We start from the raw sequence: 21,965 nt of genomic DNA on the forward strand, positions 1-21,965 counted from the left end.
GGGTCACCGGACAGCGTGGCCGCGCTGCTCGCTAGCGAGTGGACCGCAGCGCTCGGGAAAGACGGCTTCTCGATCGAAGCCGCCTACTACGCGCACCACCTGCACCGCGGGACCGCCCAAAGCGACCAAGACGACCCCGGCATGTTGGAGCCGGAGGCGCAGCAGTTGCTGATCGGCTGGACCGAACAGCTGATGTCGGGCCAGAGCATCCCTCAAGGACCGCTGACCGCACGAGTACGTCAGGCCGCGGAGTGGATGACGAGGAGGTTCGGCACGACGGCCAGGCTGTTCGCGATCGCGTTCTGCAGGGAGGTGCACACGTATCTGTCCAAGCCGGACTCAGCGCGCCGAGCAGCCGCACGAAGAGCCGTGGCGGACGCGATCGCGAGAACGCAGCCGAAAGTGATCGTCGCGCACTCCCTCGGCAGCGTGGTGACCTACGAGACCCTCTGGGCACATCCGGACCACGACATCGACTTGTGGGTCACGGTGGGCAGCCCTTTGGCCATGCCAACGATCATCCTGCCCCGTCTCGAACCGGCCACCGGAGGCGCGCCGCCACGGGTCCGCCACTGGATAAACGTCGCGGACGTTGGCGACATCGTCGCAATACCACGCGGCGGACTACGCGGGCACTTCGATGGCGTCGAGAAGGACCTCGAGGTGGTGATCCACGACGTGGACTTCCACCGAATGGTCAACTATTTGCGCAACGCCGACGTGGCGGCGCTGCTGACGAATCGACGCTGAACAGCAGCCGACAGCAACGGTCTGCCAGACCGTACCCTTGGTCTCGCGGCCCATCCTCGGAGCCGTACTCCGTCTCCGACAACGGTCGCGCCTGGAATTCGCTCGCGGCGCAGCACGCCGCGATCCGGCTGAACCGCCGGCACCACAACCTCCATGCTGCCAAAGCCTCGCCACGTTTGCGCTTGAGCAGCTGTGCGGCGTGGACAGCCGGTTGGCTACAGCTCGTTCGTCATGACTACGGCCGAATCCGGCCGTTGAGGTCGCGGTGGTGCGTCGCGACGTTACGCATGGCTAAGCAGCCCCATGCCAGGTGAGTTTGAGATCAGGTCACTCACCGGGATGTCCTCCCGAATGTCGCGACCATGATGGTCGCGGTGTTCGCGCAGCGCTGGCGGCGCTCGCGCAGCTTCTTAAATCAACTCCACCAGCGCGGTGTTCCGGTCGTCAACGGACTGAACCGCGCGGATCAGTCGAGGGAGAAAGTCGATTTTGTCGGGCCTGTCGCCGTTGCAGGTCGGCGATGACACGGCGGCCGACACATCTGGCCTTCGGCCTGTACCAGGGCAACTCGCTTCCGCGAACGCCGCGGAGGTGTCGGCCGGGTCCCAAGGGCACAGATGAGCAATAAGAGGTCCTAACAGAATGATCACCGTGCTGGCGTGCAGCGGGTCGGATGTGGATCATGTTTGGCCGTGAGGAGGGGGCAGTCGCCGCCGTGGATCGTCTCGGACGATCTGTGGGAGCGGATCGAGCCGTTGTTGCCGGTGGTGCCGCGCAGGCCGCGTAACCCTGGTCGTAAGCGGGTGCCGGACCGGCAGGTGTTGTGCGGAGTCCTGTTCGTGCTGCACACCGGGATCCAGTGGGAGTTCCTGCCACAGGAGTTGGGCTTCGGTTCCGGGATGACCTGCTGGCGGCGGTTGCGTGACTGGAACGAGGCGGGCGTGTGGTCGCGGCTGCACGAGGTTCTGCTCGCGGAGTTGCACGTGGCCGGCAGGCTCGACCGGGACCGGGCAGTGATCGACACATCGCATGTCCGTGCTGCTCGACGTGGCCCAAAAGCGGGCCGAGCCCGGTCGACCGCGCCCGGCCGGGCTCCAAGCACCACGTCCTGACCGACGGCGGCGGCATCCCGCTCGCGGTCCTGCTCACCGGCGATAACCGCAACGACGTCACCGGTCTGGAGCCGCTGCTGGACGCGGTGCCCAACGTGCGTGGCAAACGAGATCGGCCCCGCCGACGCCCGACGACGGTCTACGCCGACCGCGGCTACGACCACGACAAGTACCGCAGACGCCTGCGCGCCAGGGAAATCCCGCCTCGGATCGCCCGTCGCGGCGAATCACACGGCTCCGGCCTGGGAACAGTCCGCTGGGTCGTGGAGCGCACAATCGCCTGGTACCACGGCATGAAGCGCCTACGCATCCGCTGGGAACGCCGCGATGACATCCACGAAGCCTTCCTCGGCCTCGCCACCTGCATCATCTGCTACCGCCACGTCCAACGATTCTGTTAGGACCTCAAGCCGCTGAACGCAGCCCGCGCCGGGCCGGTCAGGGACTCACCGGGCACCTCGACTGTGCTGGGACCACCGCCGCGTGAATCGCGCCGCACGCGCTGCGATCAGCAAGTCTCTAGCACCTGCCTCGGCCCGAGTTACTGGAGTGAAACCTATTTCCGGCGGCGTGGGGCGAGACGCGTCTCGACCTCTTCTATCACGATCGTCACGCCCGCTCGGTACCCGCCGAGGTCAGCGCCGGCTGTTGCGGCGGAGGCAGCTTGGTGACGGTGAGTTGGCCGCCGAGGTGGGTCGCGGCAAGGTCGTCCACAGTCGCGTCGGTGCCGTCCGAAGTGCTCAGCCGCAGGCTGGCCCGGTGCAGCAGCGGCAGCACGACCTCGGCGTTGTCCTGTGCACGGAGGCGTGCGCCTCGACGGTATTCGACCAGGGCGTTCTCGTCGAAGTACATGCCAGGGTCGTACAGATCTGGCTCCGGCTCAGAGTCCACCAAGCAGAGCTCGACCGTTCCGGAGACATCGAGGCTGATCATTACCGCGCCGCACCAGTACGGCCCTAAGTACTCCTGACCAGGCTCAAGGAAGTCCTCCGGTAATGGGCAGCTCGACGACCAGTCTCGTGGCAGAGCCCAGCGGATCGTCCTGACCAGGTCGTGGCCAGCGAGGAACTGCAGCACCAGACGCCGTGCGAGCGCACCTTCAGTCGTGCGGGCAATCGTGTTGCGCCCCAAGCCGTCGATGGTGTCGGACTCCACCATCTGGTTGCGTAGCCGTGTCCTGGCGTTCTCGACCTCCCGCAGCGCGACCTCGACGTCCGACACTGTGTCCCGCAGCCGCCCGAGCGCCATCTGCTCCCGTGTCGCCGGGATGACGATGTCGGGCCCACCGTCGGTGTTCGGCCCGGTCCACATGATGATGCGAACCCCTCGAATCCCGATGCGCCGCCCGTACCCGGCCAACACCTCGAGTGACTCGTCCAGCTGCCGAGTCGCAACCTCAACCGGGTCGTCCGTGCAGTCGGTCATCTCGTGCACGCCGAGGCAGTCGCGCCACTCAGGTTCGCCGTGAGACAGCCACAGCTCAAGCTCGTAGGGAATCCAGGCCGGGGTGTCATGCAGTTGCACCTCAAACCTCCATCGGATGTCGTGCCAAGACCCCAACATCTACGGTTTCCCTTTCCTCTGGATCGGACCACCAGTGGACCGGGCCACCAGTGGACCGGAGTTGACAACACGCGGGAGAGTCACCTGATCGTGTGAAGACAGGAGTTTCTATACATCGACGCCGTGCTATCCGACAGCTTCAGTCGCCGTCTCCACCGTCGTCAGAAGACTGGTGTCCTAGCACACCATGTGTTGCGCTGCCCGAACGTCCACCAACCCATCATTCACCTGCTGCGGCTTGCCCTTGCCCGCGACCAGGCCTTGGAGCTCACGGCCTCTGCAGCACATAGGGCCCGGTTCCGGCAATCCGGCAACAGTCCCTGACCGGCTACCTCGACGACCTCGACCACCGCATCTCCAAGCTCAAGCCACTGGAGGATCACCGGTGACCTGCGCGACCACCTAGGCACGCCTGGAGCAAGCTCTGGTGCGTCCGCTCGTCGGCCAGCCGACCGCATCCGACCGCGCCTTCGCGTTTTCCGGCCTGTGTCAGGGAGCAGACCTCGGTCGCGACTACTGCTACCGATCACCGCAGAAGTTGAAGGACACTGTCGCCGCCCCATTCGCACAGACCGAGGCTCGGCAACCCGAGCTGCTCCCACTCATTATCAACCTCGTGCGAAACAGTGTGCCCGCGATCACGCCGCGACCGTTCGGTACTGACAAAGTGATCAGAGTCTCTCGAACGGTTGCCACTGTACGGATTTCGGCCGGATGTCCGTCTGCGTGACCTCGATCAACGCGGTCGGCGCCGGTTCCACCGGAATAATCCAGTTACGCGGAAACTCCGTCTTTGTTCGCCACGCCCACATGCAGAGTCAAACCTGCGAGACGCGCCACTAGCATTCGTCGTCACATGGCGCTGCGAACGACAGTGCACGAAAGGACTGCAAGATCCCTGCCACGGAGATGACGAGCGGCGCCCCGCTTGTCGCCACCTGCTGGCTGGAGGGCAACGACGAGCTGGTCAACTTCAATCGGGACTCCCCTGTTGTCGACAATCCGCATCGAGCTAAGTCGAAACGGTGGTACCGCGTTGTGCTTCATGATCAGCGCACCGACTGATCTCCGAGGTCTACCTCGTTGAGAAACTGCGGCAGGCCGGCCGCGCATCGCCTATCTCCTGTTCGACCTGCTGCACCTGGACGGGTCGCTGCTCACCACGCTCTACGACGTCCGCCGCGCCCTGCTTGTGGAACTGGAGCTGCCGGGCAACCACGCGGTGCAGATACCGCCGACCTTTATGGACACCGACCCGGCGGACGTGCTCACGTGGCGAGCCAGTACGGGTTCCAGGAGTGCGTTGCAGGGACAAAGTTTGCCGTTGACCATTCAGGCCTGGCGAGCGTCAGGGAAACGGCTTAGCGAGTGTCTCCGATCGCTCGTCCATAGTGGAGTAGTCGAGGTGGAGTGAGGATGCGGCATGCGTGTCAGCAGGGCTTCGAATTGCCGGTCTGCGGGCTCTCGACACGGCGCAGGGTGTCAACCCGCCGCCCTCGCAGGACACCGGCGCCCACACCATCTTGCCGCCGTCGGGCAGCGGGCGGATGCCCACTCCTTCGCCGAACGCCTGCGCGACGACCACACGGCACTGCTCACCGCCGCCCTGAGCACAACCGCCGGTGACGAGTTCGTCTACCGCGAGCAGCGCTGACGGCGCGCGGCCACTGCGCGCGCTCGTGGCGAGGCGGGTCCGCGATCAGTAGGCCCGGTCGTGATCGAGAACGCGGGCACCGGTGAGCGCGTTGACACTGCCCGCCTGCCCCGGCCGAACCCGGTATGGACACAATGCACCCGTAGTTGCCCGTTGCGGCAAAATCCCGACCCACGCCGGCGGCGTCAAGCTCGTTGAGGTCCTTGCGGGCCTGCGCCAGAGACCGGTAGATGTCGGCGAGGTAGGCGTCGCACTCGGCTTCCTCGTGGCGCATCGTGTCAGCGGCATGATGAATCCTGCCGCTGTTGGATGCTGCGGTTCGAGCAGTTACGGTTCACGCGACTGCAGTCCGAATTCGCTCTGCGACATGACGACCATGTGATCACCCACGCTCCAGTCAATTCGCTGGCTGCCAGTGCCGCGATACTGAGTTTAGATTTCTGTCAGCACAAAATCTGAGCTATTGGCGCCCTATTTCGCATCCGACTGAGCTATGGTCGCCGACCGAGACGCCGATCAGCGACCATAGATACACTCGTTTGGGCTATTGCAAGACATTGCTATTCACCCTCCGCAAGCTTTCGGCTTGACAATTGCCAGTTATGCTGCCGCCTGGGGCCTATTTTCGGGCAAGAGCAACGGAAACCGCGTCGCATTGCTAGGCTGAAGCAGTTTGCCAGAGATTACTTAGGGGAATAAGGATCATTTTGCACTTACGCTCAATCATGGCGACTCAACAGCTTCTCGAAACTCGAGTGCATCCATCAGGTAAGCGGCTGAAACCTGTGAAATGTTAGCCGAGTTCAACTCACGAATCTCCAAGAAGCACTTAGAGCAAGTCTCGCAGGAAAAGGAATCAAGACACCGTGCCTGATTTTGTCAGACATGATCGAAAAACATCGCCAATCGTATTCCTTGCAATACTCTTGCTCTTGCTCGCAAGTTCGCTTCCTGCTTCAGCGGCTGACCGAAAACTCAGAATTACGCCAATCCTGAATCCCACTGCGAACGCTGAAGTGCCTATCGACTGGCACGATCTCAATGGTGACAGCAGGCCCGATCTATTGGCTCGAGAAGCTAGCACAGGCCTCATATACGCATATGCTCATCGAGGCTTCAACGGGACTGACACTTACAGCGTCAGGACCTTGGTAATATCTGGGGCGCAGTGGCTCGATTGGATCTTTCTATCCGAGGTGACCGGTGATTTCGCTGCGGATTTGATCGCTCGCAGGACCGATGGAACGTTAGTTGTCTACCGGGGAACCGGTCGATTGAACGGCACATCGACCTTCGAGTCACCGGTAGAGGTCAATGTCGGTTGGCGAGACATAACATCTATTTCTATCGCCGATGTGACCGGTGACGGCGATAACGACATTATTGGCCGATGGCCCGACGGAAGATTGTTCACCTATCCCAATGTAGGAGTCTTCGATGGAATGAACACGTTTGCAGGACCTGAGCAGATTGGCGCTAGCTGGAACATCATGGCATGGATGGGATCCGCCGAGCTTACTTCAGACGACGAGAAGCCAGACCTGATGGGATGGCGTGCAAGTGACGGCACCATGCAGCTGTATCCGCGTGCGCGCTGGTATGACGGATCCAATACATTCGTCGGTCCCGTTCAGGTTGGCACGGGCTGGAACACGGTAGAAGTAAAAAGTTTAGTGACAGTGACCAATGATCCGTTCACAGACATTGTCGCGCGTAGACCGGGAACCGGCGAGCTCATCGTGTACCCCAACGCAGGCGGATATGACGGAAACGAAACTTTTCGTTCTCCGGTTTTAATCGGAACAGGATGGGGTCCGATGGATCTGATCACCTAGCTCGGCATCCTTCCTGTTCCCGCTTCTAGATATCGAGTCGATTCAATCGCAAGGTAGGGGTAATGATCAGTAAACCTCAGCGCAAAATACTATCCACTGTCTCTGTCATCGCGATCCTCGTTGCTACGGCAACTCACGCCGATGCACACGTCTCAGTCACTCCACTCGACGGCACAGAAGAAACGAGAGCATTCGCGACACGCCTCGACGGAACTCCACTACGCCCGAATGACTTTCCGTTCTACGGTGTAAGAATGGCCGATCACGCAACCGGTACTGTCGACGAAGTTGGCGCTTCCAAGCCAGCCACCCCGCTTCCCGAAGTGCCCAACCGGTATGATATCACTTTTGCCGAAGAATGCAGAAAACCGGAAAATGCCGATAAGGCCCAGACTCCGGGCGGCTGGACCGTCAATCACTATAAGTGGTGTCGCGCCGTCAACATCGTGTGGCAAAGAATCAGGTTTGAGAACGGCAAACCGAAGATCATCCGTGAAGCGGCTATCGACACCACCTGGCTCGGCCATGCAGATGCGCGAAACAGGAAGTTCGCGTTCTTCTCAAAGACCGGCAGAGTCGTTGAGACGGTCGGAAATTACGAAGACGACGCGAAAGTGTTGATGGTCGCCGAATGCTCTAGCGCAGGTACGGCTTCAAGCTGCACATCACATCATATACCCGCAAGCGGCGTTTCTATCCGTGATATCAAAGAAGAACGGAATAACTACTTCGAGACTGTAATCACCGACACAAGCAAGGAGAACTTCAATCTGCCAGGAGATGCAGTAGCACCTTTGAACACCTGGTCCCAGTTCAGGGGATTCGGTGGCACCGGTCATCTCGGAGACGATGTCGCAGTTGCGGGCAACATAATTTCCAGCCGATGCGATTCGGCGAAGTTCAGAACGACCAACGCATGCATCTTCAACAATGTCACACCATTTCTGACATTCGACAAGAACGATCTCGGGTATCCAGTGGGCGAACTTGTCGACCATATCCGTTACGCCCAGGATGTCCTACATGCACCCGGCAGGTTCAAAGACGGAAAGCCGGACGGTCCACCACTGACGCGAAACAGAAGCACCACCCGGATACAGGAAAACCGGAACGCAGCGCGTGCCATCTGCAGGCGCGATAATCCAACCGGCTGGAAAGGGACGGTTGTGCAATGCGATGAGTATCCAATGGCCTCAACCTATGAGGGGGCAAACAGCGGTGGACCTCATTCTGCGAAATTGATCAACGCGAGACACAATCGCGAGGGCGGTACACAACTGTCGAACTGGTATGAGTGGGATCGTGTCCTCGATCGAGATAAATTCTATGTTGAGCTCCGCGGATGACGGTGGGAAGAGCAGTGAACGTCATATCCCGCTTCGAGGGAAGCGTGCAAGTGACCTATGGATGCTTTCTTTTCGAGGCAGAGGAACTGCCCCAACCTGGTGACGCCAAAGAAATCGAAGACTTCGTCGCCGATCGCGGCGATGGTCAGGTCCAACTACTTGCCGGATGTGAGGACGGTAAAGTTTATGTAGTGGTCGAGGTGCTCGACGGTCGCCCGTCGAACGATGTTAGCGACTGGACTGCAGCGGCACAGTTGCAGTTCGACTGGAACACACCCCATGTGTACGTAACAGAGTTGACCTTAGGTCGCTCGGAACGCTGGGAGATTCCACTGCCGTGGAACAAATTCCACCTCGGAATCAAATTACGAGAAGGCATCAACGAACATTGGAATCTTCAGCTCTTTCCAGCTGGCTGAATCATTAGACAGAGCCGTTGAACGCCGCTCCGCGAGGCCGATCACCTGGTAAGGGGAATCGCGGAGCGGCTGGCCGGGCCCATTGTTGGCGGATACACGGTTGCAGAGGTGCCCGCCTCCCCGGCGACGGATGTCGAGTGACACGCAGGAGGAGTCCATCGATCAGCAGTTCCGCCACTGGTATCCAAAGGTCCTTCAAGTCCCCGGCTGAAAACCTCGCCGTTCGTGAGCTCTGGTTGTGCGCAGCTCGTGTCCACTGGCAGGTGACCTGTACGCGTGTCCTGCGCGATGAACCCTCTCAGTGTCACGACCAACACGCCAGCGCCGAGTACGACGGCCGCTCCGCAAACCAACGCGATAAGCCAAGGCCGTGATCCTGGCATCGAACGTCCCACAGGTTCGCCGTCCCTCGCATTATCGGAAGACCGGTGCAACACCGAACACGGCACGACCATACTGCATGCGACGCCAAGTGAGGCCCACCGAGCACGATTGCCCTAAGGTCGATAATGGCCACAGCGCGCAGCGGTGAACTCGCACGCCCTACGTCGACATCGCCGGTATCCGATCACGCTGGGGGCGCTGGCAGGTCGCCCGCGTCGACGAGCTCGCCGACCACGTCGCCTGGACCGCGCGACGCCGGCAGCGCGGTGACCTGGAGCACCCGACGTGACCGGGTGTGCATCCGCGCTCCGGCCAAGAACTCGGTGGCAGGCCTCGTCCACATCTACGCGACCTCAAGTTGTCTGGCCTCTACTCGAACTTCCGCAGGGTGATTGGCCGGGGCGGGTGCGCGTTGCGCACCCGCCCCCGCAACGCGCACCCCACTCGTCGACGAGCATCGCGATGACGGACAGCACCGGCATCAAGGCCGGCGCGACCGCCCCGGCCATCGGCGTCACGCACATCGAGACGGTGCCGCCCGGCAAGTCCGAGGCGATACCGGAGGAGCTCGTTGACGCCGAGCACGTGGGTGGGCAGCGACAGCGCGGCCGCGCCGAAGTTCACCGGCGCGGGATCGAGCACGTGCAGCACGGCGAGGACGTTCGCTGAAACGATGCACGCGAAGGCGCGCTGCGGCGCGAACACGATCGAGGCCCGCCCCAGCAACGCCGGGACAGGCTTTTGATCATGCCGGGCAGGACACCGCGGCAGCTGGCATCGATTGCCGTTTCGGTTCCTCCTGAAGTAAGAACGCCGGAAGGGTGCCGACCGGCGGTTGCCGATCAACATCCCTTCCTGCCTCGCATCAGCGACGACGCAGTGAGTTCCACACCACGTAGCCTCCCAGCAGCCATGCACCGAGGAACAGCAGGATCGGCACGACCAACGGCAGTTCGAGCAGCAGGGTGGTCAACGAGGCGGCAGCCGCCAGGACCATGCCTATGATGCCGTTGCGACTCCGGGGATTCATCTCACTCCTCGTGCTCGATCATTTGGCCTTGCTGATGGCTTTGCCGAGGGGGACTCCACCGACGCCACCGATCGCGCCGCTGATGGCGCCGCTGATCGCGGCGTCACGGATCTTGGCCGAGTCACCGCCGCCGATCGCGGCCCCCAGTCCTCCGCCGGCCGCGCCGAGTGTCGCTCCGGCGACAGCGGCGCCGACGAAGCATCCCACTCCGGCGGTGGAGGCGCAGGCCACGCCGATGATGGCGCCGGAGGCCAGACCTGCGGCGCTCGAGCCGACGTCCTGCCCGAAGTCCGCCCAGCTGTAGCCGCCGGTCGGATCGCTCTGGTTGACCGGGTCGCCCTTGGCGTAGTTGTACGGGTTGCTCTCCTGGCCCGTCGGGTCCGGTGAGCGGAACCGCGCCATCGCGCTGTCGTACACGCGGTAGCCCATCAGGTACTGGCCCTGCTGGAGCTGGTAGACCCCGATGTACCGGAACGGGTTCGCGCCCGCGGCCGCACCGGTCGCCGTCACCGCCCCATAGGGCGAGTAGTCGTACTCGGCGACCAGGTTGCCGGCGGTGTCGACCAGGCCGATCACGCTGCCCTGGTGGTCGGTGACCGCCCCGTACCGGGCGCCGGCGCCGTCCTTCAGCCCGATGAGCAGTCCTTGGGTGTCGCGGGTGTAGCTGGAGCGCTTGCCGTTGTCGACGGTTTCGGTGATGCCCAGCGCGGTGTGCGTCAGGACGTGGGTGACCTGGTTGCCGCCGGCGGGCTCGGTGATCGTCCTGGGCTGGGTCTGCTGACTGGTGTCGTAGCGGACGTCGAGCACCTGGGTCGTGCCGGCGTGGCCGGTGAGGACCTGGTTGGTGGGACTGAACGTGAACCGCGATTCCGGGTACGTCCAGCCGCTCGCCCACGTCTTCGACCTCATTTGTGACCTCGTTGTGAACCGTGACTACGCCAGCGCCAACAGCCGTGTCCTCGACCTCATCCGGGCACTCCCGCATGCCGATCACCCCCGTACCCACGGCATCGTCACCCAAGTCAGCCTCGGGGCCCGCGCTTCCGCCCTCGCCAGCGCCCTCGACCGCGATTCCGCCCTCGACCCCGATTCCGCCCGCGCCCGCAGTCGCGCCGTCAACCTCGCCCTCGACCTCGCACTCACCCTCACCCGCGCGCTCGCCATAACCTCCCTGAGGTGGGTGGCATCGCCATCGACCACGACATGACCGACGACCTGATCCGCGTCATCGTCGGCGGCCACACACGCACCCGCGAACTCGACCTCTTCAAAGCTCGTGACCGCGTCCGTGAACTCGGCATCACGCTCACCCGCGCCCGCGACATCGCCCTCACCCGCGCACACGATCGCGCACTCCACCACCTCAGCGCCCTCATCCACGATATGGCCCGCGATATGATTTTCAACATCACCGACACCCGTACTCACGACCGAGTCCCCGGCCTCACCGTCGCCCGCAAACTCATTCACGCGCTCGATCTCGACAGCGACTTCCGTGGTGTTACGAATCAGGAATTCGATCACTGGCTGGACAGTGCAGTCGCCCAGCTGGACACAGCGCTGAACAACATGGTGGCCTGCGACCTTACGGACGTTGACCTGCACGGGATCCCGCTCGATGGCGTGCGCTGGTCCCCGACCACGACACGATGGCCGACGCAGTGGGCAGAGCACGTCCGGCGCAACTCCATCCAGATTCGCGACGACCTGTACGAAATCCAGCCGGGAACCACCATCCACCGCCACCATCACCACATCCCCACCGCCTGATCACCGAGCAGCGGACAACCAGTCCCGCGCTGGCCGGGAAGTTGTCCTGGGCGGCACCTTCGAGCACGTACACATCGCCGTGGCAGACCGCCGCCTTGTCCGAGCCCACCTGCTGTGCAAGGGATGACCACAGCCCCGACGACGCGATGTGGTGGCGTGCTGCAGCACGAACGCGATCGAGGCCTGTCCCGGCAACGCCGGGACAGGCCGCAACCCCATGTGCATCCATCCCGCAGCAGCGCTTCCGCGTCACGCGAGTGGTCGATGACGGCGAGCAGGGCGAGTTCGTCGCTCAACGATCCGTGGGCGCGCGGGCGGATGAGTGAGGAAGAACGCAAGCGTGCGTTCCGGCTGGGGCACCTGGTGGCGGCGCTGGGAGGGGTGTTCCGCCCGGACCTGGCCTGACGTGCACAGCTCTCTAGGCGTCGAACGAGCGGCGGGCCGTCTCGATCTCCCGCAGGTACCTCGTCGTCCACGCACACATCGCATCCACGGTCTTCCGCAGCTCCCGCCCCGGCTCCGTCAGCGTGTAGTCCACCCGCGGCGGCACCGTCGGGTGCACGAACCGCTCCACCAACCCGTTCCGCTCCAGCAACCGCAGGTTCTGCGTAAGCATCTTGTGACTGATCCCGTCAACCGAAGCACGCAGCTCGGTGAACCGCCGCGTGCCGTCGCCGATCGCCTCGATGATCAGCAGCGCCCACTTGTTGGCCACGTCGGAGAAGATCTCGCGGGCCAGCGAGTCGGCGCGGGCGAGGTCGGCGTCCTCCGGCAGCTTGAACTGCTTGCTCACCTTTTGGTTCCTCTGTCACGAAATAGTGCGTTCTTCCAGGTCGAGGCTCACTCTCCTACGGTTACCCGGTAACCACAAGAGAGTGAGAGCAGCACATGATCACCCTGGTCAACCCAGAAGGCCTGCCCGAGATCGACATCTACCGGCAGGTGGCCGTGGCGAGCGGGAGGACGGTCTACGTGGCCGGCCAGGTCGCGTGGGATGCCGAGCCGGATCTGGCCAAGCAGGTCGAGCAGGCCTACCTGAACGTGCACACGGCGTTGCAGGGGGTCGGGGCTTCGTTCGCGGACCTGGTCAGGGTGCGGGTGTACGTCGTGGGCTGGACGCCGGACATGATGCCGCAGCTGCTCGAAGGCATCGCCGGAGCAGCCGAGAAGGCGGGTGTGAAACCCGTCGCGCCGGCCACGCTCATCGGGGTCGCGGCGTTGGACGTGCCGGAGCACCTGGTCGAGGTCGAGGCGACGGCGGTGATCGACTGATTCACCGGGTGGAGCAGCTCGAGGCCGTCCGGAGGCAGGTCACCGGCGGAAGGTGATCAGCAGGGCCAGCGCGGCGGTCAGCGCTACCAGCCCGCCGACCACCAGCTGGTTGAGCCAGACGACGGCGTTCCAGTCGGCGTCGCGCAGCAGCGCCACGACGATCAAGGTCAGGGCCAGCGCGATGGTGAGCGGGCGCAGCAGGGGCACGTCCAGTGGTGCCAACGCGCGGACCATGCCCAGGAGCATGACCAGGACTGCCAGGCCCATTGACAACCAGTAGGGCTCGAAGGCGTCCGCCGCCGCGTCGAAGTGCAGGACCGGTGGTGCCGCGATCAGCCACACACCGGCCAGAAACGCGGCGACACCGGCCCTGCTCTCGACGGTTCGCCCGTGTGCATCCCCCACGCGAACGATTCTCACCTCTCAGCGCCTCGGAGGGAACACCTCATTCGTTCCGGTGTGCGTTCATATGACGTGGAAGACGTGCGTGAAGCTGGTGGTGCCGCGAACGCCACCCGGTGACTGTCAACGCAGTGACAGCGGCATGTCCCGGACTGACAGGTGTGGAGAACCTGTGCAGGTTCGGTGAAAGTGTTGCGGCGAAGAGGAAACCGCGAGGTCGGGGCGGTCTACCGTCGGGCATGGACACCGTGGACGTGCTCGTCGTGGGCGCGGGACTCGCCGGCCTGCGCACCGCCCGCCTGCTCGCCGAGGCGGGCTTGGACGTCGCCGTGTGCGAACGGCGCGGAAGCCTGGACACCGGCATCCGCACGACCGGCATCTTCGTGCGGCGCACGCTGGAGGACTTCGACCTGCCGCACCTGGGCCCGGCGGTGCGGAAAGTGGTGTTGTACCCGCCAAGCCTCAGAAGACCCGTAGAGCTCACCAGCTCTCGCGACGAGTTCCGCGTCGGCCACATGGAAGGCGTCTACGCGCAGGCGGTCGAAGACGCCGAACGGGCCGGTGCGCAGGTCACGCTGGGCACGAGCTACCCGGCGAAGGCCACGAAGGCGCGGTTCACGATCGGCGCGGACGGGGCGCGGTCCACGGTCGCGCGGCAGCTCGGCCTCGACGTGAACCGGACGATGATCACCGGCATCGAAGAGGTCTACCCGGTCGCCTCCGGCACAACGCCCACGTTCCACTGCGTGCTCGACCCGCGCCTCGCCCCCGGCTACCTCGCGTGGGTCATCGACGACGGCGAGCACGCGCACATCGGGCTGGCGGGTCGCGCCGACCGGTTCACGGCGCCACTTCCCCAACTGCTGCAACGGTTCAAGGACAGCTTTCCCACCCCGGCACCCACCGGCCCGGTCAGGCGGCGGGGCGGGCCGATCCCGGTCGGCGGTGTGCTGCGCCGGATCGTGAACACCGAGGGTCTGCTGGTCGGCGACGCGGCGGGAGCGGTGTCACCGTTGACCGCGGGCGGGCTCGACCCGTGCATGCGGATGTCGGAGCTGGCGGCGTCGGTGACGTTCGACTACCTGCGCAGCGGCAACAGGTACGTGCTGGAGCACTACGACGGGGCGAACCTGCGACGGCGCTACCTGGTGCGCAAGGCGATGCGGCGGGGACTGTCGATGGTCAGGCAACCAGGCGTGGCAGAGGCGGCGTTCACCGGGCTGCGGACGTGGCTGGGGCGGGCGGTGGCGGCCAGGATCCTGTTCACCTGACCACCACCGCCCTGCCTCCTAGGGCGCCCAGGGCGAGCTGACTGCCCAGCTCACGTCTTCGGCATAGCCCACGGGGTTGTCGTAGACCTGGGCGCCGCCGCTCGACGCGACCCAGACCTCCTCGGCGTAGTGCCTGATGTTGGTGCCGAGCTCGTTGAACGACTCCAGCCGCACGCCACCACGCCCCTGCTGCGCGCAGAACGTCGCGTCGCGGCGGAAGATGTCGGTGTTGTCGTTCGATCCGAGCTGGACGCGGAAGTTCGCGTGCCGCAGGAACTGGCCGGGGATGTTGCGCGACTCCAGCGAGTAGCAGGACGGGTCGGCCAGACCGCGCCGGACCACGAACGTCGCGTCGGCCTTCGACAACGCGTCACTCGAGGCGGTCACCACGTCCGTGCGCGCCAGGCTCTCCCGGTGCCGCAGGTAGCGGTCGGTGAAGCCGGGCGTGGTCACCCGGAACGACCGCGCCTGGTCCAGCGGCAGGTCCGCGCCGCTGCGCCACAACGCACCCGCCACCGCCCACGTGGTGTCCGCGGCGAACGAGCTCGCGGTGTCCCACGGGTTCGGGCCACCGGACCGCGCCAGGTAGACGTTCTCGTTGTAGTGCCGGATGAACGCACCGCGCTGGTTGTACGACTCCAGTGCGGTACCGCCGGATCCCGCGCGGGCGCAGAACGTCGCGTCCCCCGCGGCCGGGTTGACCGCCGTGCCGATCCGCAGACCGCTGTGCCGCAGGTAGGCACCGGGGAAGTTGCGCGACTCGAACGACAGGCACGAGGCGTCCGCGAGGCCGGGGCGCGCGAAGAACGTGGCGTCCAGGCGGTCGAGGTCCGAGGCGGGCACGTCGGTGCGCGCCAGGCTGTCGCGGTGGCGCAGGTAGCGGTCGGTGTAGCCGGACGTGGTGACCCGCAACGAGACCACGTCGTCCGGGCCGACCGCCGTGCCGTTCGCGATGGCCAGCACGCGCAGGTTGATCTCCCGCACCCGTGCCTCGGTCATCTTCAGCACCTGCCGGTCGTAGGTGTAGAAGCCGTTGATCTCGTTCTCGACGTCGTACGGCTCGGTGTAGACCGACCCCGAGAGCCCGCGCGTGTGCACCATCCGCGCGACCTGCTTGGTGATCTCCACGTACCGCGTGGTCAACGACGTCTCGTCCGGGTACAGCGCGCCATAGGCGAACCCACGCCCCGGCTGGTACTCGTGACCGACGATCCGCCGCCCGAGACCGCCGAACTCACCGAGCACGGCCACGCGGCGCGCGTCGGGCGTCCTGGTGGCCGTGGTGATCTGGTAGTGGTGGTCGTCGATGACGTCGCCGTTGCCGGGGTCCGGGTCCGAGACGCAGCAGTTGGAGCCGGAGTTGTGGTTGATCAGCCTGGTGTTGTCGATCGAGCGCACCAGGTCGGTGATGCGGCCGGCGTCGTACTCGCCCCAGCCCTCGTTGAACGGCACCCACTGCACGATCGACGTGATGCCCTTGAGCTGGTCGATCATCCGGCGCAGCTCGGACTCGAAGTTCGCGCGGCCGTTCGGGACCTCGTCGACGGCGTCGAGCGAGGGCATGTCCTGCCACACCAGCAGACCGAGCCGGTCGGCGTGGTAGAACCAGCGCGCCGGTTCGACCTTGATGTGCTTGCGGACCATGTTGAACCCCAGTGCTTTCTGGCGTTCGAGGTCCCACCGCAGGGCCGCGTCGGTCGGTGCGGTGTACACGCCGTCCGGCCAGTAGCCCTGGTCGAGCGTGCCGAGCTGGAAGACGAACTTGCCGTTGAGCAACGGCCGCATGACGCCGCCGACCACGGCCTTGCCCAGCGAGCGCATGCCGAAGTAGCCGGTGACCGCGTCACCGCTGGTCGAGGTCACGCGCAGGTCGTAGAGGAACGGGTCGTCCGGCGACCACAGCCGCGCGTTCGGCACCGGAACCCGCAGGCGTGCACCGGTCTGCCCGGTCGCCGTGCCCACGACCTGGCCGCCGCTGAGCACCTGCGCGGTCACGGTCTGGCCCGCGGTGCCCTGCACGACCAGGTCCACAGCACCTCCGGGCACGTCCGGCGTGGTGTCGAGGCGGGTGATGTGCTGCGCCCGCACGGGTTCCAGCCAGACGGTCTGCCAGATCCCGGACGCGGCGGTGTAGAAGATGCCGTCCGGGGTGCGGCGCTGCTTGCCGATCGGGTAGCGGCTGCCGTCGATCGGCGAGTGCACGCCGACGATGATCTCGTTGCTGCCCGCGCGCAGAGCGGGCGTGATGTCGAACGAGAACGCGTCGAAGCCGCCGGTGTGCGTGCCGACCTGGGTGCCGTTGACCCAGACCCTGGTCTCCCAGGTGACCGCGCCGAAGTTGAGCTTGACCCTGCGACCGTCCCAGGAGGACGGAACGGTGAAGGTCCGGCGGTAGAACATGTTGTCTTCGTGCCGTTTGATGCCCGACAGAGCGGACTCGATCGGGTACGGCACGAGGACGCCCTCGGCCAGCGGCCGGCCGAAGGGAGGTGAACCGAGGTCGGGAGCACCCGCGAACTCCCAGACCCCGTTGAGGTTCTGCCACTCCTGCCGGACCAGCTGCGGACGCGGGTACTCGGGCAGGGCGTTGGTCGGTGACACCTGGCTGGTCCAGGGTGTCGTGAGGGGTGCGGGTTTCGGTTGCCACTCGGCGGCCTGCGCGGCCGTCGGTGTGACCATTGTTGCTGCGACGAGGAATCCGACCAATACGCCCAGGACGCGTCTGGTCATGGCTCTCCTATCTCCGGAGTATTCGTTGCAGGACGACCACGATGAGCAGGAACACCCCGCTCACCACAGACTGGAAGTTGCTGTCGAGCGTGCCGATCTGGTTGATGATGTTCTGGATCACCGTGCGCAGGCCGACGCCGATCATCGTGCCCAGCACGGTTCCCGCGCCGCCGGTCAGCAGCGTGCCGCCGATGACGACCACGGAGATCGCGTCCAGCTCGGTGCCGACGCCGATCACCGTGACACCGGACTGCAGGTAGGCGGCGGTGAGCGCGCCGGCGAGGCCCGACAGCGTGCCGCTCATGGCGTAGACGAGGACCTTGGTGCGCGCGACGGGGACGCCCATCAGGACCGCCGACTGCTCCGCGCCGCCGGTGGCGAACACGTTCTGGCCGAAGTTGGTGCGGTTGAGCAGCAGGCCGCCGAGCAGGGCCAGCACCAGGGCGATGAACACCGGGTAGCCGAACCCGAGCACCGTGCCGCGGCCGAGCTCGACGAACGCCGAGTCCGGAGCGATCTGGTACGTCGTCGCACCCTCGTCGGTGATCACCAGCAACAGGCCGCGGGCGAACAGCAGCGAGGCGAGCGTGACGATGAACGGCGCCATGCTCGTGCGTGCGATCAGCAGACCGTTGATCACGCCGATCAGCCCGCACACCGCAAGGGGCAACAGCAACGCGGTGAAGAACCCCCACTGCGAGCCGTACGCGGCGAGCACGCCTCCCAGTGCGTACAGGGAGCCGACGGACAGGTCGATGCCGCCCGTGATGATCACGAACGTCATGCCGATCGCGATCACCGCCAGGAACGAGCCCTGCAACGCGAGGTCGCGGACGTTGTCGAGGCTGCCGAACCGCGGGAACACCAGCCACGCCACCGCGACCATGACGACCAGCGCGACCGCTGCCCCCTGGCGCTGCAGGACCTTCGTCCGCGTGGACGCGAGTGTCGTCGTCATCGGCGCTCCCTCGCGACGTAGACGGCGGCCACGATGATCGCGGCCTGGATCATCTGCGCGATGGAGTCGGGCAGGTTGTGCTTGATCAGCGTGGCCCTGACGAGCTGCATGAGGACCACACCCATGACCGTGCCGAGAACGCGGACCTTCCCACCGGTCAACGGGGTTCCGCCGACGACCACCGCGGTGATCGCGGACAGCTCCATCAGCAGGCCGATGTCGGCGGGGTCGCTGGCGGCGAGCCGGGACGTGGCGAGCACGCCCGCGACCGCCGCGAGCACGCCGGTGATCGCGTAGACCCCGATCAGCACCCGGCTGACCGGCAGGCCCGCCAGGTGCGCGGCCCTGCGGTTGCCGCCGACCGCGACGAGCTGGCGGCCGAACGTGGTGCGGTTGACCAGTCCCGCCACCAGGATCGCCAGCACACCGGCGACCAGCACGCTGATCGGCAGGCCCAGGAAGTCGTCGGTGCCCAGCGCCAGGAACGCCGGGTCGTGCAGCTGGACCAGCTGGCCGTTGGCGATCACCAGTGCCAGGCCGCGGCCCGCGACCAGGAGTGCGAGTGTGGCGACGATGGGCTGGATCCCCACCCGTGCCACCAGGAACCCGTTGAACCCGCCGGCGGCCAGGCCCACCGCGAGCGCGATCAGGATCGCGGGCAGCGGGCCGTAGCCGAGGTAGAGCGGGATCAGCGCGGCGGCCAGCGCCATGACGGCGCCGACGGACAGGTCCACCCCCTCGGTGCCGATCACCAGCGCCATGCCGAGCGCCACGATCAGCACCGGTGCCGCCTGGATCAGCTGGGTGCGGAAGTTGCCCATGGTCAGGAAGTTCGACGTGAACAGGACGTTGAACAGCAGCAGCGCGACGACGGCGACGTAGACACCGTTGTCTTGCAGCCAGCGCGTCCTAGTGGCGGTCAGCGTCATCGCTCACCCCCGCCGGTTCCGGTTCCGCCGCGATCGCCGCCAGGACGTGCTCGCAGGTGAGCTCACCGCCGGTGAGCTCACCCGCGACGTGTCCGTCGCGCAGGACGACCAGCCGGTCGGCGCCGTCGAGCAGCTCGTCGAGCTCGGAGCTGATCAGCAGCACCGCGAGTCCCTCCTTCGCCAGCTCGTCGATCAGCGCCTGCACCTCGGCCTTGGCGCCGACGTCGATGCCGCGGGTGGGTTCGTCGAGCAGCAGCACCTTGGGTTCCGCGCACAGCCAGCGGGCCAGCAGCACCTTCTGCTGGTTGCCGCCGGAGAGCTCGGCGACCCGTTGCTCCGGGCTGGAGACCTTGATCCGCAGCCGTTTGATGAACAGGTCCACGATCCGGTCCTGCTTCGCGCGGCTGACCAGCCCGAACCGGCTCAGCCCCGGCAACGCGGCCAGCACGATGTTCTCCCGCACGGACAGGTGCGGGATGATCCCCTCGGCCTTGCGGTCCTCGGCGAGCATGCTGATGCCCGCGCGCATCGCGGCCTTGACGTTGCCGCGCGGCACGGTCTTCCCGGCGATGAGCACGTTCCCGTGCTGGGTGGGGATGGCGCCGATGATCGCCTTCGCGGTCTCCGTGCGCCCCGAGCCGAGCAGCCCGGCCAGCCCCACCACCTCCCCCGGCCTGATGGTCACGTTCACGCCGTTGAGCCTGGGCCTGCTGGTCAGGTCGTTCGCCTCCAGGACGGGCTCCTTGCCTGCGTGGTGGTCCTCGCCGAACGCCGTCGTGCCACCGGCCTTGATGTCGCTCACCGAGCGACCGAGCATGAGCGACACCAGCTCGATCCTGGGCAGGTCCCCGAGCGGTCCGCTGTGGACCTTCTTGCCGTCGCGCAGGACCGTGACGGTGTCGCAGATCCGGTAGAGCTCGTCCATCCGGTGGCTGACGTAGACGATCGCGATGTTGCGCTCGTGCAGCCGTTCCACGACCTGGAACAGCGTCTCGACCTCACGCGGTTCGAGCGAGGACGTGGGTTCGTCCATGATCACGACGTCCGCGTCCGTCTCGACCGCGCGGGCCAGCGCCACCATCTGCTGCTCGCCGACCGAGAGCGTGCCGAGCGGCTGGCTGACGTCGGCGGTGATGCCGTAGCCCTCCAGGATCCGCCTGGCCTCCGCGCCTGCCTTCGCGCGGTCGATCAGCCCGAACCGGGTGCGCGGCTCACGGCCGAGGAACAGGTTGGCGGCCACGCTCATCAGCGGGATGAGGTTGACCTCCTGGTAGATCGTCGAGATGCGACCGGCACGCCTGACCTCGCCCCCGTCGGGCTGGTGGATGCCGGTCAGCACCTTGATGAGCGTCGACTTGCCGGCGCCGTTCTCCCCCACCAGGGCGTGGATCGAGCCCTGGTGGAGGGTGAAGTCGACGCCGTCCAGCGCCTTGATGCCCGCGAACGTCTTGGTGACACCCGCGACCTCGATGACAGGTTCAGTAGGCATTGGCGAGCTTCTGCGCGGCGTTGGTGGTGTCGTACTCGTCGTCGGAGATCACGATGCTCTGCGGGATCTCCTGGCCGGCGGCGAACTTCTCCAGCGTGTCGAACGCGAGCGGGCCGAAGCGCGGGTTGGACTCGATGACGGCGGTGTAGCTGCCGTCCGCGATGAGCTGCACCGCGGTGCGCGTGCCGTCGACCGACACGATCTTCACGTCCTTGCCCGGCTGCTTGCCGGCGGCCTTGAGCGCGGTGACGGCACCGACGCCCATCTCGTCGTTCTCCGCGTAGACGGCGGTGATGTCCGGGTTGCTCTGGATCAGCTGCTCCATCACGGCCTGGCCCTTGGACCGGTCGAACTCACCGGTCTGCTCGGCCACGACCGTCAGCCCGGTGCCGACGATGCCGTCCTTGAAGCCCTTGGTGCGGTCGACCGTGACGTTGTTGCCCGACGCGCCCAGCAGGATCGCGACCTTGCCGTTGCCGCCGGTCGCCTTGATCATCGCCTGGGCGGCGCGCTTGCCCTGCTCGACGAAGTTCGAGCCGATGAAGGTCAGGTAGTCCGTGCAGGGCTGCGAGGAGACCTTGCGGTCGATCGTCACGACCGGCACCTTCTTGGCCTTCGCCGCGTCGAACGCGGGCTGCAGGCCGTCGGAGTTGAGCGGCGCCACGATCAGCAGCTTCGCCCCGCGGTCGAGCAGCGACTTGATGTCGCTGATCTGCTTGTTCAGGTCGCTCTGGGCGTTGGTGGTCAGCAGCTCGACGCCGCGCTTGGCCGCCTCGTCCTTGATCGACTGGGTCTCGGCCGTGCGGAACGGGTTCGCCTCCTTCTCCGACTGGGAGAAGCCGACGGTGGCGCCCTTGAGGTCCACCTGCGGGTATCCGGCCTTGTCACGCGCACAACCGGGACCGCTGCTCTGGTTCTGGGCGGCGCTCGCGGCCGGCCCGCCACTGGTCGTCGTCTGCCCACCCTCTCGGGCCGTACAGCTCGCGAGGAGCGCTACGGCGGCGAGGGCGATCGGCAGGGTGCGACTGAGGGACATCGTTGGCTCCTACGC

Annotated in this window: 22 protein-coding genes; 11 read left to right on the top strand and 11 right to left on the bottom strand. The window is 65.5% G+C overall.

What is annotated here, in order from left to right; genetic code table 11:
• Positions 1 to 15 precede the first annotated feature (15 nt).
• The 3 genes from BBK82_RS44035 to BBK82_RS49470 all read left to right on the top strand — a co-directional run bounded on the left by BBK82_RS44035 (position 16) and on the right by BBK82_RS49470 (position 2,263).
• Complete coding sequence (locus tag BBK82_RS44035; protein WP_154697863.1) at positions 16 to 750, top strand: serine peptidase; 735 nt, start codon at positions 16 to 18, stop codon at positions 748 to 750.
• 362 nt (positions 751 to 1,112) lie between these two features.
• Positions 1,113 to 1,274 (top strand): hypothetical protein, encoded by a 162-nt coding sequence (locus BBK82_RS51245; RefSeq protein WP_154697864.1) that lies wholly within the window; start codon positions 1,113 to 1,115, stop codon positions 1,272 to 1,274.
• Positions 1,275 to 1,442: 168 nt separating this feature from the next.
• Positions 1,443 to 2,263, top strand: a protein-coding gene (locus BBK82_RS49470) for an IS5 family transposase (RefSeq protein WP_154697865.1) whose coding sequence is annotated in 2 segments (ribosomal slippage) — positions 1,443 to 1,803 and positions 1,803 to 2,263 — 822 coding nt in all. Because the reading frame shifts where the segments join, the coding sequence is not laid out codon by codon here.
• Between the two features lie 208 nt (positions 2,264 to 2,471).
• Here BBK82_RS49470 and BBK82_RS44050 read toward each other — a convergent pair.
• Positions 2,472 to 3,386 (bottom strand): hypothetical protein, encoded by a 915-nt coding sequence (locus BBK82_RS44050; RefSeq protein WP_154697866.1) that lies wholly within the window; start codon positions 3,384 to 3,386, stop codon positions 2,472 to 2,474.
• A gap of 2,889 nt (positions 3,387 to 6,275) precedes the next feature.
• On the opposite strand from BBK82_RS44050, the gene BBK82_RS51250 reads away from it, so the two are divergent.
• The 3 genes from BBK82_RS51250 (at position 6,276) to BBK82_RS51255 (ending at position 8,679) form a co-directional block, all read left to right on the top strand.
• On the top strand, positions 6,276 to 6,914 hold the full coding sequence (locus BBK82_RS51250) for an FG-GAP repeat domain-containing protein (RefSeq protein ID WP_170068071.1): 639 nt from the start codon (positions 6,276 to 6,278) through the stop codon (positions 6,912 to 6,914).
• A 254-nt stretch (positions 6,915 to 7,168) separates the two neighbouring features.
• A complete protein-coding gene (locus BBK82_RS49475; protein WP_170068072.1) occupies positions 7,169 to 8,260 on the top strand; it encodes a NucA/NucB deoxyribonuclease domain-containing protein in 1,092 nt (363 codons plus the stop codon).
• A gap of 14 nt (positions 8,261 to 8,274) precedes the next feature.
• Positions 8,275 to 8,679, top strand: a complete 405-nt coding sequence (locus BBK82_RS51255) for a hypothetical protein (protein ID WP_154697868.1) — start codon at positions 8,275 to 8,277, stop codon at positions 8,677 to 8,679.
• A 568-nt stretch (positions 8,680 to 9,247) separates the two neighbouring features.
• Here BBK82_RS51255 and BBK82_RS51260 read toward each other — a convergent pair.
• Complete coding sequence (locus tag BBK82_RS51260) at positions 9,248 to 9,406, bottom strand: hypothetical protein (protein ID WP_154697869.1); 159 nt, start codon at positions 9,404 to 9,406, stop codon at positions 9,248 to 9,250.
• Positions 9,407 to 9,525: 119 nt separating this feature from the next.
• On the opposite strand from BBK82_RS51260, the gene BBK82_RS44055 reads away from it, so the two are divergent.
• Positions 9,526 to 9,732, top strand: coding sequence for a hypothetical protein (locus tag BBK82_RS44055; protein WP_065920213.1), 207 nt, complete (start codon positions 9,526 to 9,528; stop codon positions 9,730 to 9,732).
• Positions 9,733 to 9,928: 196 nt separating this feature from the next.
• Here BBK82_RS44055 and BBK82_RS51265 read toward each other — a convergent pair whose 3' ends face one another.
• Positions 9,929 to 10,093 (bottom strand): hypothetical protein, encoded by a 165-nt coding sequence (locus BBK82_RS51265; RefSeq protein WP_154697870.1) that lies wholly within the window; start codon positions 10,091 to 10,093, stop codon positions 9,929 to 9,931.
• Between the two features lie 18 nt (positions 10,094 to 10,111).
• The gene (locus BBK82_RS44060; protein ID WP_065920214.1) at positions 10,112 to 11,002 is read right to left on the bottom strand and encodes an RHS repeat-associated core domain-containing protein; all 891 of its coding nucleotides are present in this window, start codon (positions 11,000 to 11,002) and stop codon (positions 10,112 to 10,114) included.
• A 267-nt stretch (positions 11,003 to 11,269) separates the two neighbouring features.
• Between BBK82_RS44060 and BBK82_RS44070 the strand changes: the two genes are divergently transcribed.
• A complete protein-coding gene (locus BBK82_RS44070) occupies positions 11,270 to 11,863 on the top strand; it encodes a hypothetical protein (RefSeq protein ID WP_065920216.1) in 594 nt (197 codons plus the stop codon).
• Positions 11,864 to 12,127: 264 nt separating this feature from the next.
• Positions 12,128 to 12,268, top strand: a complete 141-nt coding sequence (locus BBK82_RS51270; protein WP_154697871.1) for a hypothetical protein — start codon at positions 12,128 to 12,130, stop codon at positions 12,266 to 12,268.
• 13 nt (positions 12,269 to 12,281) lie between these two features.
• Here the strand turns inward: BBK82_RS51270 and BBK82_RS44075 are convergent, their stop codons facing one another.
• Positions 12,282 to 12,656, bottom strand: coding sequence for a winged helix-turn-helix transcriptional regulator (locus tag BBK82_RS44075; protein WP_065920217.1), 375 nt, complete (start codon positions 12,654 to 12,656; stop codon positions 12,282 to 12,284).
• 95 nt (positions 12,657 to 12,751) lie between these two features.
• Here BBK82_RS44075 and BBK82_RS44080 point away from each other — a divergent pair, with 95 nt between their 5' ends.
• On the top strand, positions 12,752 to 13,135 hold the full coding sequence (locus tag BBK82_RS44080; protein WP_065920218.1) for a RidA family protein: 384 nt from the start codon (positions 12,752 to 12,754) through the stop codon (positions 13,133 to 13,135).
• 39 nt (positions 13,136 to 13,174) lie between these two features.
• Here the strand turns inward: BBK82_RS44080 and BBK82_RS44085 are convergent, their stop codons facing one another.
• Positions 13,175 to 13,540 carry a hypothetical protein gene (locus tag BBK82_RS44085; RefSeq protein ID WP_154697872.1) on the bottom strand — a complete coding sequence of 122 codons (366 nt, stop codon included), beginning with the start codon at positions 13,538 to 13,540 and terminating at the stop codon, positions 13,175 to 13,177.
• Positions 13,541 to 13,776: 236 nt separating this feature from the next.
• Here BBK82_RS44085 and BBK82_RS44090 point away from each other — a divergent pair, with 236 nt between their 5' ends.
• On the top strand, positions 13,777 to 14,808 hold the full coding sequence (locus BBK82_RS44090; RefSeq protein ID WP_065920220.1) for an FAD-dependent oxidoreductase: 1,032 nt from the start codon (positions 13,777 to 13,779) through the stop codon (positions 14,806 to 14,808).
• 18 nt (positions 14,809 to 14,826) lie between these two features.
• Here the strand turns inward: BBK82_RS44090 and BBK82_RS44095 are convergent, their stop codons facing one another.
• From BBK82_RS44095 to BBK82_RS44115, 5 genes are read right to left on the bottom strand one after another with little or no spacing between them, the layout of a single operon-like run.
• A complete protein-coding gene (locus BBK82_RS44095) occupies positions 14,827 to 17,538 on the bottom strand; it encodes an AbfB domain-containing protein (protein ID WP_065920221.1) in 2,712 nt (903 codons plus the stop codon).
• A gap of 7 nt (positions 17,539 to 17,545) precedes the next feature.
• Complete coding sequence (locus tag BBK82_RS44100; protein ID WP_065920222.1) at positions 17,546 to 18,496, bottom strand: ABC transporter permease; 951 nt, start codon at positions 18,494 to 18,496, stop codon at positions 17,546 to 17,548.
• Complete coding sequence (locus tag BBK82_RS44105) at positions 18,493 to 19,425, bottom strand: ABC transporter permease (protein WP_065920223.1); 933 nt, start codon at positions 19,423 to 19,425, stop codon at positions 18,493 to 18,495. The genes BBK82_RS44100 and BBK82_RS44105 overlap by 4 nt, the downstream gene beginning before the upstream one ends.
• Entirely contained in the window at positions 19,406 to 20,914 is a 1,509-nt protein-coding gene (locus tag BBK82_RS44110; RefSeq protein ID WP_065920224.1) for a sugar ABC transporter ATP-binding protein, read from the bottom strand. The genes BBK82_RS44105 and BBK82_RS44110 overlap by 20 nt, the downstream gene beginning before the upstream one ends.
• Positions 20,904 to 21,950: an ABC transporter substrate-binding protein gene (locus BBK82_RS44115; protein ID WP_065920225.1), complete on the bottom strand. Its 1,047-nt coding sequence runs from the start codon at positions 21,948 to 21,950 to the stop codon at positions 20,904 to 20,906. The genes BBK82_RS44110 and BBK82_RS44115 overlap by 11 nt, the downstream gene beginning before the upstream one ends.
• Positions 21,951 to 21,965 lie beyond the last annotated feature (15 nt).

The organism is Lentzea guizhouensis (assembly GCF_001701025.1).
Lineage (GTDB): Bacteria > Actinomycetota > Actinomycetes > Mycobacteriales > Pseudonocardiaceae > Lentzea > Lentzea guizhouensis.

What these genes read in the sequence shown, in the direction of transcription:
- BBK82_RS51245 (WP_154697864.1), top strand. Translation starts at nt 1,113, where the DNA reads ATGATGGTCGCGGTGTTCGCGCAGCGCTGGCGGCGCTCGCGCAGCTTC.
- BBK82_RS49475 (WP_170068072.1), top strand. Translation starts at nt 7,169, where the DNA reads ATGGCCGATCACGCAACCGGTACTGTCGACGAAGTTGGCGCTTCCAAG.
- BBK82_RS51260 (WP_154697869.1), bottom strand. Translation starts at nt 9,406, where the DNA reads ATGTGGACGAGGCCTGCCACCGAGTTCTTGGCCGGAGCGCGGATGCAC.
- BBK82_RS44055 (WP_065920213.1), top strand. Translation starts at nt 9,526, where the DNA reads ATGACGGACAGCACCGGCATCAAGGCCGGCGCGACCGCCCCGGCCATC.
- BBK82_RS51265 (WP_154697870.1), bottom strand. Translation starts at nt 10,093, where the DNA reads ATGAATCCCCGGAGTCGCAACGGCATCATAGGCATGGTCCTGGCGGCT.
- BBK82_RS44060 (WP_065920214.1), bottom strand. Translation starts at nt 11,002, where the DNA reads ATGAGGTCGAAGACGTGGGCGAGCGGCTGGACGTACCCGGAATCGCGG.
- BBK82_RS51270 (WP_154697871.1), top strand. Translation starts at nt 12,128, where the DNA reads ATGACGGCGAGCAGGGCGAGTTCGTCGCTCAACGATCCGTGGGCGCGC.
- BBK82_RS44080 (WP_065920218.1), top strand. Translation starts at nt 12,752, where the DNA reads ATGATCACCCTGGTCAACCCAGAAGGCCTGCCCGAGATCGACATCTAC.
- BBK82_RS44090 (WP_065920220.1), top strand. Translation starts at nt 13,777, where the DNA reads ATGGACACCGTGGACGTGCTCGTCGTGGGCGCGGGACTCGCCGGCCTG.
- BBK82_RS44095 (WP_065920221.1), bottom strand. Translation starts at nt 17,538, where the DNA reads ATGACCAGACGCGTCCTGGGCGTATTGGTCGGATTCCTCGTCGCAGCA.
- BBK82_RS44100 (WP_065920222.1), bottom strand. Translation starts at nt 18,496, where the DNA reads ATGACGACGACACTCGCGTCCACGCGGACGAAGGTCCTGCAGCGCCAG.
- BBK82_RS44105 (WP_065920223.1), bottom strand. Translation starts at nt 19,425, where the DNA reads ATGACGCTGACCGCCACTAGGACGCGCTGGCTGCAAGACAACGGTGTC.
- BBK82_RS44110 (WP_065920224.1), bottom strand. Translation starts at nt 20,914, where the DNA reads ATGCCTACTGAACCTGTCATCGAGGTCGCGGGTGTCACCAAGACGTTC.
- BBK82_RS44115 (WP_065920225.1), bottom strand. Translation starts at nt 21,950, where the DNA reads ATGTCCCTCAGTCGCACCCTGCCGATCGCCCTCGCCGCCGTAGCGCTC.